The following is an 11,893-nucleotide window of genomic DNA, read 5'->3' as shown; positions in this document are numbered from 1 at the left end:
GATGCGCGGCGTACCAAATCTTCTTTGGATTGCCCTGTCTTGCCTATCTTTTTCGCTGCGATTTTGCCAAAGTCCCAATAAATTGTGCGCCCAAGGGGATGTAAATCATGTTAACATCTCCTATCTTATTGGGCAATTGAAGAAAAACAGGGATAGCAAAGATGTCGAACCAGCAATTCGAAGCGTTGATTGAAGAGACTCAGACAAAGGTGCGTGAGTCGCAGTCGCAGATCGAAGGTCTGACATCTCGGATCGAAGCCGCCCGCGCCAAGATCGGAACCGCCGAGGCGGATATAGACATCGAAAACGCGACGCTTGAGGATGTGCATGCCCATACCGAGGTGATGAACGCCAACATTGCCGAGCTGATCATGGGTCTGGACGATGTCACCAGCGCTTTTTCCAAGGATTTCGACGAGATGCGCTCGAAATCTGGCTGGGAGTCGTTTGTTGGCATCTTCTCGAAAGGCAAGTCCGAGTCGATGCGACAGGAACGTATGCGCACCGCCAATATTGACGACAAGCTGCAAGATCTGATCGCCAAATCGGATGTGATCGTGAAGCTGCTGGAGGGACAGCTATCTGTGTTGGAAGAACAGCGCGTGAAAGTCGAAGACAACCTGACCGGCACGCTGGACGATCGTGAAGCCACCGTGGCCGAGTTGGAGGCGCTGCGCACTGAAATACAGGGCATGGATCCGACAATCATCACGCTGGAAAACAAGATCAGCGTCGAACAGGATGCCGCAGCGCGGACACAGCTGGAAACCGAACTGGCCGAGCTGAACAAGCAATATAACGCCAAGGTTCAGGAAGAGCAGGTCAAGTTGGCCAAGTCACAAACGCTCGAACGCTACATCGAAAAGGGAAAGACCTGGGTCGATTCACTGCAGAACCAGGCGGCGACGCAGATGGTGCTGATCAATAAGCTTCAGACAGATACGCAACAGCGCGTGGTACTATATGACGCCCTGACCAAATCGCTGAAAACCGCGCAGCAGCAGGACGTCGCCCACCGCATCAACGAGATCGGTGTGCAAACCGACCAAGAGGCGCAAACCGCCATGGCCTCAATCGGCACCGCGACCAACCAGAAAATGGCCGACATGCTTGAGGCACATGAAGACCACATGGTCTTCGCCCGCGATGTGCTGGAGAAGAAGGCCAAGGCGGATGAACGCTTTGCCCGCCGGTTTGCTTCGATTGTGGAGAAGCATGATAAGAATTTGTATGGTGGGTAACGTAGCCAAAGAGTCCTGACGTGTTCAAAGTCGCACTTGTAATGCTCCTCAAAATGATGGCGATTTGCGTGTGTCTAGTCGGAATGATGCTCGTAGCGTTCCATTATTCGCTTCGGTTTCTGGGTGAATACGATTTTTTGTTTGAATTCATAAACTTGTCTCTCGGGTTTGGCTGCCTTTTTATCCTTTTGTATTCGGGGAAAGTGTTCAGTTCCGAATTTGAGAAAGCTGAAAGGCAACGCCGCCCTTGGCTCTTCGATAAGTTCGGGAACCGTAAATGACTGACCCCACCCAAGACCATGTCGGTCTGACCGACACCTTCGCCTCGCGCCGCTATTTCCGCAAATTCGAGGTGATCACTGTCCACCTTCTGCGCGTGGCCGCGACGATGGAGGCTGAGGGCGCGATCTCGAAACAAGAGGTACGGATTGTGTCGCGCTACCTTTCAGGGCTGCTCTACACTTTCCGTGCGCTCAGCATGAAATACCTGCTGGTCGGGCGCGATACGGGGCGGTTCTTTGGCAGTCTCGCCATGGACAAGCGTGACAGCGGATTTCCGGTGGCGGCCGAGTTGCTGACAATGGCCAATGACGCGCAGCAGGCGCAGGTGCATCTGGCGAATATGCCGTCCGAGGACGATCTGAAAACCGACATGGTGCGGACGATCATTGGCGATCAGGAAATCCCCACCAAGCTGCAATTCGCGCTGTCCCAAAGGCTCTATTACGAGGAATTACTGAAAGGTCAGCTGTTCTGGGCCCGCAACGATCCCGAATGTCACTGGATCGGAAATGAGGGCGAGCGGCGAAATTTCATGATCCATTGGGCGGTCTATGACAGCCAGATCAACCTGCCGGTCATTTACCTGATGCAGCTTGAGGATAGCGGCAAGACCGCTTTGCCCAAAGATCAACGTCGCTGGCCCGAAGTACAGGCGCATCTGATGGCGCAGGCGCTGGGCGGTTTGAAACTGGTGACGATCGCCAAAGGGTTCGATCAGGATTTCGACGACCTCCATCCCAAGCATTTGCGCCGCATTCATGTGGGACCGATGTATTCCTCGGCTTATACCGAACAATCCGGTCCTCTGCGGCAAGTGCTTGAGGACGCGCAATCTCCGCAGGGGGAAGACTGGGCGCTGGCCTGGACCACTGAAGAGCTGCAAAGCGAAGAAGTGATCGAAGAGCGCGCCGGGTGGTTTTCTACCGTCGAGCGTGAGGTTTTTGCACTGGACCCGTTCGGCGGGCAGGGGGCCGAGACCGGGGCGACCCACACCCAGCGGTCGATCATATTGCCTCAGCGTCCGTTTCAGGTGCTGGCCGAACGCAACCCGCCGGGATTTGCCGATGTGCGCAAGTTTGTGGTCAGCAAGGCTGGACAGGTGTTGAGGTATTGAGCTTGAGAACGGCACTATTCCTAGCTTTATTGGTTGCTGGCTGCGCTGAGTTAAACCCTCTGGCTGAGGAGGCGATCTCGAAGGCTCTCGAATACGAAGTAAATTCGGTTGAGTTCGAAATGTTCTTAGAAAAGCGAGACTTTTCAGAAGGTGAAGGGCAGCAGAATAAAACGGACTCGACTTCATTTTCCGACTGCTTTTGGAGATCAAGGCTAGTTAACCCGATGAGCACCAGCGTGGTCGAAGTCTGCAGGGCAGAAAATGGAGACTTCGAAGTTGACTACTTTTTGGCGCACAGCGCCGCGAGTTACAGGGTTCAATATGAAAACGATACGGAACAATTGCGAGCAATGTGCGGGTGGGGAAAAGCTGAATTCTCCGTGAAGGAAGATGGCGAAATTTCAGTTCATTGCAATCTAAATTCTGACGATTTTGGCTGGGAGTATTTTAGATGAATTTGACGTCAGATCAGATGGAATTGCGCGAGGACGACATTCGCAAGCATTATCCGGCAGCGACCGCCTTGTTGAACGGTTTTGAACATGCACCGCGGATTGCCAAACCCATTGAAGCCACGGTTGAACGATCTTCGGGCGTAACGACGGGACGGCGGTTTCGCTCCACGACACCTGGGTTGGTGACACGCCGTACTGCCCGCAAAGACGGGGTACATCTGGTCGAACGGATCGAAGCGTCAGATGACGGGGATACTCTGGTCTCACCGCCACAGGCGACCACACAACAGGCGATACGACGTGCCATCGCAATCGCTCTGGCCGTGGCCGAGGCTTATGCAGAACAGACTCCGCTAGCCGACCTGAAACGCGCCAATCTGGCCGGGGACCTGCCCGCCGCGCGCAAGACCGAGTTCTCGGAACTGCTGACGGCTGACGCTCTGGTCACCGCGCACACTTTCGGCAACGCGCTGGCCTATCTGATGTCCTCGCATCTGGGCGAGACAACCGTCGATATCGGTGAAATCGAAGAGGTCCTGACAGATAATGGCCAGCTCGCCCTTCACGGTGCGCTGTGGGAGTTGGACCAGACGCTGGCCAAACATGCCCCCGATGACGCCCATCTTATCGCGGCCATCAGCGCCTATGCTGAGCAATTGATGGACAAGGCCGCGCTGCGCGCGCAGTCAGCAGGGCATCTGGCCCCGTTCCAGAACGCCGCATGGCATATAGAGACTGATGATCTGACGATCCGGGGGTTCGAACCAGCTTCAAAGGCGAAGTCCACCACCCTCACCATGACGTTCAAAAAACCGAATGAGGTTGTCGGCAACCATATCGCCAAATACCAAGCGATGAAGCTGGCCAAGATGGTCATGGCCTATGACTTCGACCGCCGCCTGAACCCGTTTGCCGAGCTTGGCGGGTTCATCTTCACCTTCATGGGCGATGGCAAACCGGGCACCGGCAAAACCACTTTGATCCAGATGATGGCCGGGCTGATCAACGACTATTGCCAGAACGCGGGCTATCCGTTCCGCTATCAGAACCTGAGCACAGACAATATCGACAGCTATCAGGGCAAATCCGGCCAGAACGCCAAGGCCTTTATCAACACGATCATCGACCCTTCGGTCATCGGCTTTGGCACCATCGACGACATCGACCAACTGGCGGGCAAACGCGGCGACCGGCAGTCGTCAGCCGGTCAACTGGAAATCACCGCTGTGCTGATGGAGAGCTTTGCGGGCGCCAACACCGTCGTGCGCGGCAATTGCACCTTTGGCATGTTCTCGAACTACCCCGAGAATGTGGATGACGCTCTGCGTCAGCGGGCGGGCGCGCGGTTCCTGGTGGATGGGCCGCAAACGCGCGAGGACTACATCGACATCCTGCACCTGCTGATGGGTCGCAACCACGACATCCCGCTGGGCGAGCACGAAGCCTATGCAGCGCAGGAGATCAAGAAAGCCGTCGCCGCCAGTTTCGAAAGCCATTCCCGCCCGCACGAAGAGGCTCTGCTGCAGGTCTATGATCGGGTGTCCAGCGATATCGGCCGGATGGATACAATCGCCAAGATGGGCACCTATCTCAAGGCAATCCAGCAGGCGGATGAGCGTTTTACCGGCCGCGCGATCAAGAACATCACCGATGCGGTCAAGGTCCGCGCGATGGATTTCGAACTGCCGGATGAATGGATGGAGAACCCCGACCTGTTCCTGTTCCGCGACTACGATACCAAGAAAGCGATGATCGAGGACCTGCGCCAGCCAATCACCGTGGACATGGTTACCCAAGAGATCAACCGCTATGCCGACAGCGAGTTCCGCTATGCCGACAAGAGCGACGAGGTCGCCATCGAAAATGCCGTCCGCGAGATGGGTCGGATGGAAGAGGCCAAGCGGCGGTATCTGGAGGGGAAGGGGTGATATTGAAAATTGTGTCTGTTGTCGTAGCCCTCGTGTTCTTGGCGGCATACGCAGTTTCCGGTTCCGTTTGTGGGCGCTGGCTGCCCGGCCCCCAGAACTGCCGACTTGTAAGTGATACGTTTCAGGGGGTGTTTGTCAGTTCCTTGTTTCTTTTGGGTTCGATGGGATTGGTGCCCTTAGCGATTGTCGCCCTTGTTCGTAAGCTCAGAAACTGAAGTTGATACGCGTGTAGCTTTGAAGTGCAGCGCGAAAAGAGTTGGAAATGGCGCTTTCGGTTGGCAAGGTGCGACGTGGCTCAAAGGACGTAAAGACATGATGCTGACACTTGCAATAACCGGACTCGCGGTTGTTTTGGGACTGATTCTGCCGCTGCGATGGGGTGTGTTTGGCTTTTTCGGTGCCGTGTTGGTGCTGTTCCTGACCCAATTTTGCGTGAACGCCGGCAGCGGGTTCGAGGGCACTTCTTTGGAAGAGTCGTTGATCCTGTTTGAGGGTAGCGTTGTGTCTTACATAGGGTTCAACCTGCAAATCACGGCGCGCGCGTTCGCGCTTCCGCTTTTGGTCTTGGCGGCCACAGTAGTGTCTCGCCTCAGCACTAGGAGAGCTTAACCTTATGAGACTGCCACGTGACTTGGAGGCCATTGCGTGTTTGTAGCCATTGGAATCTGTCTACCGGTTTTGCTGGGCGCCTTGATGGCAACGCTTGTCGGAAGGCAGGTTTATCGTAAGGTCAGACGAGCACGAGAAAGTGGCAAAGAATGGATCATGCCGTTCTACGGTTACTTTGCCTCAGCTATCATTGTCGCCCTTGCTTTAAGCTACACGCTGACAAGTGTTTTCGTCGATTTGTTCGGAAGACCAGCCGAGGAAGCGAACTTAGCGCAGGCAATGTTCTATTTTCAGCTTCAACTGCTTTTGGTTTCAGTGCCGATTGGCGCGGCAATTGTAATCGCGTTCTACAAGGGGATCCGGGCATGAACACTGAGGACACCCTATGATCCGCCTCATCGAAAAAGGTCTGATGTTCGGCAATCTCGTCCACATCTCCAGCCCGGCTCTGGTCGAGCGGTATAACCGCGCGCTGCAGCATCTGGCGGGCAAGACCACGGCGCTGACGGATTTTCATGTCGATATCTCGGGCTATTCGCCGGAGGTGGGGATTGAGCTGGAGGACGAGCTCTACCTCAACCCCAACGGGGTCAACCGGCAGTTCATCCTGCTAACGACCGAGCAGAAACGCGCGCCTTTGCTGAACGTCAAATTCTCGACATCGCGTGATATCCTGCGCGAGTTCATCGAGATGAACGAGGCGCAGCTGTTTGCCTTGACCGCCACAGATGCGGTGGCCGGAGAGTTGGTGAACTCGGTCATCAAACTCACCACGCCGCGTGACTTGCTAAACATCAAAAAGATCGAGATCGAGGCCGATACCGCTGGCGGCACCCTGCGCAAGGCGCAGCAACTGGCGGGCATGGTTGAGCAATTCAAAACAGAAGAGGACGCGTGGTTCGACGATGTGCTGATTGCGAAGATGATCGAAACCGCTAGGGAAACCGGTGATGTCACACGCAATCCGGTCCGCCTGCGCCATACGACGTTTGAACAGCGCAATTTCTGGACAGCCCATTTTGGCGGGCTCTATTTGTTTCCGGACATGGACCACCCGGCGGCGATCTGCATGGGCGAAAAGCCCGATGATCTTAAGATCAAATACACATTCGATCCCTCACAGAGAAACCAGATCGCAAAGTTCCTCGACTACAACGAGCTGGTCGAGCCGATTGTGAAAGCGCGCGGTGTTGATGCAGCCGCGATCCTGCAGCAAAAGATGGATTTCCTGACCATTGATGCTGCGGCGGAAGCCAATGTCGACCTGACCGGGCTGGACCGAAGCGACATGCGGCGTCTGGCACGTAACCACGCGGATCGTTTGCCCGAGGCTTATCATGGGCTGGCGCAGCTGCAGCGTTGGGCGACCGACGGCGGGCGCTGGCCGCGCATCACCTCGGATCATCCGGCCTATTTTTACACGTTGCGCGCCGCAGACACCCCAAACCGTGATCTGGTGAACATGCTGCTGGCCGAGCTTGCGCCGATGGACCCGCGTCAGTTGTTCATCTGCCACAAGGAACTTTTCTATCGGACCTATGGTTCATGGCCCGAGACCAAGAAAGCCTATGTTGCCGACTTCCTCGCGCGCGAGTATCAGGTGGACAAATCGGGTGCCCGCGCTGCGCTGTTTGGCCATGAACCCGATATGAGCGGCGAAGACCGGGTCAGCGATGCGGTGATTGCCCGTGTTGGCCCCTGGGGTTCAGTAAGGAAGAGTTGATATGTTCGGAGCGATACGCCTGTTTTTGATCCTGCTGGTCATCCAGACCATCGCTTATTTTGCGCTGTCTCTGTATTCGCGCAGTGTTCGGCGTCAGAAGCTTGAAACCTGGTGGGACGAGAAGGGCAAGAGCGGCAATAAGGGAGCTTTTGTCGAGCGCGGGTTGCACGTCTATGACAATTCGTTCCGTCGCAAACTGATCCTGGGTGTCTATGTTGTACCTTGGGTGGCGATTGGCGCGCTGATCTATATTGTGAATTACATGTGAGGAATACGGCATGGCCTATGTGAAATGGGCGTTCATTATTATCTTCTGGGGCGCGATTGCCGTGATCCTGCAATACGCGCTGCCGCAGCGCGACATCGTGCGGATCGTGAATACCTATGAGGAACGTCAGGACCTGAACGACTGGACTCGGATTTTCTGGTCAGAACCCGAAGACCAATCCGCCAGCTTGTCCAATCGGGATGTTCAGTTCATTCAGGCGGTGCGGGCCAACGGCAAACCTATTGTGTATCGCAACGAAGACACCGGTTGGGGTTGGCCATTCTATTTCAAATTCGACACAGCCAATCTGTATACCGAGGCCAATGACGCAAAATCGACTAAAGATGACCCGGATTGGGTTGCGATCACCCACTATGGGTGGCGCAATGAGTTCATGTCGATATTCCCCAATGCGATTTTCATCAAACACGTCGATGGGCCGGATGTACGGCTAATCCCCTGGTTCAATATCATCTTCCTGACGGTTTTTACCGCTTTGGTCTGGGCCATTTGGGTCCGGTGGCGCAGGTTCAGGCAGGCTCGGATCGATCCGATGCTTGAGAATGTGGAAGATGGGTTTTACGCGGCGGGCGACGCGATTGAAGAGCGACGCAGTAGATTTCGCCGTTGGCTAGACAGCTGGAAGTCCAAATAGGCCAGGCGACGTGATCGGCGAAGCATTGATGACCGTTAGGGTTTTAAAGCCGCCGTCATCTGACGATGAATTCCGCGTGCAAGGCGCCAGCTGCTTTGATTGTTTTCAGAATGTCGATCATGTCGCGCGGGGAAACACCCAAGGCATTCAGCCCTGCCACCACTTCGGACAAAGTGGCAGCCTCGGGTATTTCGGCGAGACCGGTCCCTTCTTCTTCCTCGATACCTGCGATTGTTCTGGGCACAACAACAGTTTCGCCCCGTGCAAATGGGTTAGGCTGGACGGCGATCGGGGCTTCTTCGACTGTCAGGGTCAGGTTGCCCTGCGACACTGCAACGAGTGATATGCGAACCTCTTGCCCCATGACGATGGTGCCTGATCGTTGATCGACCACCACCCGTGCCTTGGTCTCGGGCTCAACCAAGATATTTTCTATACGCCCGATGGCATGGGCGGTTGAAACGGATTGTGTGGCTGCAATGTTCAGCTCGACTGTTCCGGAATCGCGCATGATTGCGACCGCGCGGTTGAATTCCCGGTTTATGGCGGTCTCAATCCGACCGGCGGTTGTGAAATCGGGTTCCCGTAGGGCGAGTCGCATCTGAGACAGGCTCGAAAGATCAAAATCAATCTCGCGTTCGACACGGGCACCAGATGGGATCACGCCAGCTGTTGGCACACCACGGACAACAGATGCTGCTTCGCCTTCGGCGACCGCACCACCAGCCAGGACTGTGCCTTGCGCCACCGCATAAATCTGACCGTCGGCTGCGTTCAGCGGTGTCATAATCAGCGTCCCACCTAACAAACTGTTGGAATCGCCAATGGCCGACACTGTGACGTCAATCTGACCTCCAACCCGGGCAAATGGCGGCAAGCTGGCTGTCACCAGCACTGCCGCCACGTTTTTAGGGCGGAAATCTTCACCTGTGACGTTGACCCCCAAGCGTTCGAGGATGTTGGACATGATTTCTTCGGTGAACGGCGAATTGCGAAGCCCGTCACCAGTACCGTTAAGACCAACAACTAAACCATACCCGACAAGATCGTTGCCCCGCACGCCATCGAAGTTCACAAGGTCCTTCAAACGGATCGCGCCAGCGGATGCCAAGCCGGGAAGAAGCAAGAGAAGGAAAAGAAGAACTTTCATCTCAGGAAATTCACCAATGACAGGTTCGCATTTCGAACCGTGACGGAATACAGGCTTTCCAGTTGAAACTGCACGGCCTGCAACTTTGCAGCGGTTTCGTATGGATCGGCCGCGATCAGTTGGTTTCGACTGTATTCCAGGCTGGTGCGCGCTGCCGAATTGCGGGTGGCAGCCTCTTCAACGCGCGCTTCTGCAGCGCCGACTTCGGCCCTAAGCTTGACCGTTTCATCTTTTGCATTGGCAAGATCGACACCCAATTGCGTAAACAGGATGGTGCGTTGATCCGTACCCAAATCAAGTGCATCGTCCGAGACAAGAGCGGCCACTGCAGTGTGCCGCAGCGCTGCCTTGAACGCTGGGTCGGTTGCTGTAATCGGGATCGAGATACGCTCGTTCTCAGAGACTTGCATTGGTGCTAGCGGCGTATCTGAACCTTGATAGATGACCGCGTCAAATCCGACAGGATCATTGAACCAGCTCTCTGCCGCCGCACGTATATCGGTAACAGTCGTAAGGCCTGTCAATTCAGCCTCAAGCGCAGTCAGGAGTGCGTCGGTAGATGACAATGGCGAGACATCCGTCGCCACTCCGGAATACAGGCTGCGCCCGCCTACTCGTGTATTCAGAGCCGACATCATTGTATCAAGCTCATTGCGGGCCTGGACCGAGGCTTGCTCATGCGTGACCGTGTGTTTTGCCGTACCGAATGCCAATAGGGATGAGGAGACTTCTCCAACCGAAGTGTCGAATGTCGTCAGGCTTTGCTGCATGACATCCGTAAACAGACCAGCTTCGGATGTAGCGATTTTGAACGCATCGAGCCGGGCAAGGTTGCGATCCAGATCGAGGATCTGAGAATAGTCACCGCCCAACCGCCCAGAGACGTCCTGCACCTTGCCCGATGACATTTCGTAAGACAGTGTTTCAATCTGGGTTTTGATTTCCGTCGCACGAGACCGAAGCGTCAGTCCACGTGCAAGATCACCCATGGCAGTCAAATTCATGATCACAACCTCAGAAGGGTTTGTAGAAGCTCATCAACAACTGTGATGACTCGCGCATTTGCAGCATATGTTTGTTCGATCTGCATCAGGCGCTGCAATTCCTGATCTGTATCCACGCCTTGCTCTGCCTCGATCTGCGCCATTTGTAATCGCGCGCCATTTGCGAAGGTTTTGCGTTGATCTGCCGCGTGGGCATTTGCCCCGGCTTTCGACAGCAACGCCTCGGTGACCTCGGCGGCGCGCATATCGCCGGTTCCGAGCACGGATCCAGATACCGGCCGAGCTTCGCTGAGGATTGCGCCGAAGGCTTGCAATTGCGCGGAATCTCCGGGGTCGCCTGGGCCGGCCGCGCCCAATCCGGCCCGCAACTTCCAACTATCTCCGCCCGCATCTGGATCAACAATGGAATTGAGAGAAATACGTGATGCCAGCCCGGGCAGGAACGCCACATCAAACCGATTTCCGTCATCGGTAAAAAGACCAGGATCGGTAGCAAGCGCTGTAGGATCCAACCCCGGTGTCTCAAACCGTTCGACCAGATCGCGGGCAACGCTGTCCAACTGGTTCTGCGCTTCGATCGACAAGTCATCGCGTATGGTGAATTGGGCTGCCAATGCGCCGCCGCGGATCTGGGCGGTGTCGCCGCTTATGCGCACGGGTTTGCCATTCATTTCCAGCCCGGACAACAGCCCATTTGCGACGGTCATATGCGGTTTCGTGTCGCCGGTTGTTGAAAACGAAAACTCCGCAGCTTTGCCCTCCAAAAGGATCAAGCCGCCGTCAGAGTAGAGAGACACTTGATCATTTGCCCTTGCGACCGCGTTGACCGGAACCAATTCGTTAACCTGATCAATCAGGATTTGCCGCTGATCCAGCAAGGCACCGATATCGCCGCCCGAGTTGCGGACGGCAGTAATCCTGGCGTTCAGGTCTTCGATATTCTTGAGGTCACGGTTCAGGTTGTCGACCTGCGCTCCGATCTTTCGATCTGCATCCGAACGTGCTTTTCGAACTCCCTCGGACGCAGTGTTCAAACTGTTTGCAAGATCGCGCCCTGTTCTTGCGGCCTGATCAAGACGTTCGGCCGAGTCGGGTAAACTGGCAGCCGTGATCAGGCTTCCGTCGAAAGATGACAAGCGGGCGGCCAGAGAGGTGGCATCCTCAGGTGATCCAACCAACCCTTCGAACCGTGAGTGAAAGTCTGAAACTGCCGTTTGTCGCGCCAGATCTGCATCGGTTACGCGCCGGTTGGCGGTCAATACCGGATCCTGATGACGTATCACCCCAACAGTACGTACGCCGTTGCCCGAAATTGGACTGGTTGTCAGTTCAAGGGATCGGCGCGCATAGCCCGGTGTCAGGGCATTGGCGATGTTCCCTGACACCACTGCGGCCCCGCGACTGGCTGCCGTTAGCCCGCCCAATGCGTTGTTCAACGCCGTCGACATGTTCATCAGACCGCTC

At 55.6% G+C, this 11,893-nt stretch carries 12 protein-coding genes; 9 read left to right on the top strand and 3 right to left on the bottom strand.

The genetic code is table 11. From position 1 onward, the window contains the following. The first annotated feature begins 161 nt into the window (after positions 1 to 161). The 9 genes from ACR0BU_RS17490 (at position 162) to ACR0BU_RS17450 (ending at position 8,275) form a co-directional block, all read left to right on the top strand. On the top strand, positions 162 to 1,241 hold the full coding sequence (locus ACR0BU_RS17490) for a coiled-coil domain-containing protein (RefSeq protein ID WP_299082320.1): 1,080 nt from the start codon (positions 162 to 164) through the stop codon (positions 1,239 to 1,241). A 277-nt stretch (positions 1,242 to 1,518) separates the two neighbouring features. After that, complete coding sequence (locus ACR0BU_RS17485) at positions 1,519 to 2,637, top strand: hypothetical protein (protein ID WP_298936463.1); 1,119 nt, start codon at positions 1,519 to 1,521, stop codon at positions 2,635 to 2,637. Then, positions 2,634 to 3,092, top strand: coding sequence for a hypothetical protein (locus ACR0BU_RS17480; RefSeq protein ID WP_298936462.1), 459 nt, complete (start codon positions 2,634 to 2,636; stop codon positions 3,090 to 3,092). The genes ACR0BU_RS17485 and ACR0BU_RS17480 overlap by 4 nt, the downstream gene beginning before the upstream one ends. After that, positions 3,089 to 5,020: an AAA family ATPase gene (locus ACR0BU_RS17475; RefSeq protein WP_480738235.1), complete on the top strand. Its 1,932-nt coding sequence runs from the start codon at positions 3,089 to 3,091 to the stop codon at positions 5,018 to 5,020. The genes ACR0BU_RS17480 and ACR0BU_RS17475 overlap by 4 nt, the downstream gene beginning before the upstream one ends. A 312-nt stretch (positions 5,021 to 5,332) precedes the next feature. Further along, positions 5,333 to 5,629, top strand: a complete 297-nt coding sequence (locus ACR0BU_RS17470) for a hypothetical protein (RefSeq protein WP_480738234.1) — start codon at positions 5,333 to 5,335, stop codon at positions 5,627 to 5,629. Between the two features lie 84 nt (positions 5,630 to 5,713). Continuing rightward, positions 5,714 to 5,998 carry a hypothetical protein gene (locus tag ACR0BU_RS17465; protein WP_480738233.1) on the top strand — a complete coding sequence of 95 codons (285 nt, stop codon included), beginning with the start codon at positions 5,714 to 5,716 and terminating at the stop codon, positions 5,996 to 5,998. 16 nt (positions 5,999 to 6,014) lie between these two features. Then, positions 6,015 to 7,352: a DUF6638 family protein gene (locus ACR0BU_RS17460; protein ID WP_480738232.1), complete on the top strand. Its 1,338-nt coding sequence runs from the start codon at positions 6,015 to 6,017 to the stop codon at positions 7,350 to 7,352. Position 7,353: 1 nt separating this feature from the next. After that, positions 7,354 to 7,620, top strand: coding sequence for a hypothetical protein (locus tag ACR0BU_RS17455; protein WP_300071522.1), 267 nt, complete (start codon positions 7,354 to 7,356; stop codon positions 7,618 to 7,620). 10 nt (positions 7,621 to 7,630) lie between these two features. Then, positions 7,631 to 8,275 carry a DUF1523 family protein gene (locus ACR0BU_RS17450; RefSeq protein WP_480738231.1) on the top strand — a complete coding sequence of 215 codons (645 nt, stop codon included), beginning with the start codon at positions 7,631 to 7,633 and terminating at the stop codon, positions 8,273 to 8,275. Between the two features lie 55 nt (positions 8,276 to 8,330). On the opposite strand, the gene ACR0BU_RS17445 is transcribed toward ACR0BU_RS17450, so the two are convergent. Genes ACR0BU_RS17445 through flgK form a run of 3 tightly spaced genes read right to left on the bottom strand, consistent with a single transcriptional unit; the run spans position 8,331 to position 11,883 of the window. Further along, the gene (locus tag ACR0BU_RS17445) at positions 8,331 to 9,425 is read right to left on the bottom strand and encodes a flagellar basal body P-ring protein FlgI (RefSeq protein WP_480738230.1); all 1,095 of its coding nucleotides are present in this window, start codon (positions 9,423 to 9,425) and stop codon (positions 8,331 to 8,333) included. Then, on the bottom strand, positions 9,422 to 10,429 hold the full coding sequence (locus ACR0BU_RS17440) for a flagellin (protein ID WP_480738229.1): 1,008 nt from the start codon (positions 10,427 to 10,429) through the stop codon (positions 9,422 to 9,424). The genes ACR0BU_RS17445 and ACR0BU_RS17440 overlap by 4 nt, the downstream gene beginning before the upstream one ends. A gap of 2 nt (positions 10,430 to 10,431) precedes the next feature. Then, positions 10,432 to 11,883 (bottom strand): flagellar hook-associated protein FlgK, encoded by a 1,452-nt coding sequence (flgK, locus tag ACR0BU_RS17435; RefSeq protein ID WP_480738228.1) that lies wholly within the window; start codon positions 11,881 to 11,883, stop codon positions 10,432 to 10,434. Positions 11,884 to 11,893 lie beyond the last annotated feature (10 nt).

Source organism: Ruegeria sp. CK2, assembly GCF_056536585.1.
The sequence above is the reverse complement of the archived record's forward strand: the minus strand, read 5'-3'. Positions and strand labels throughout refer to the sequence as shown.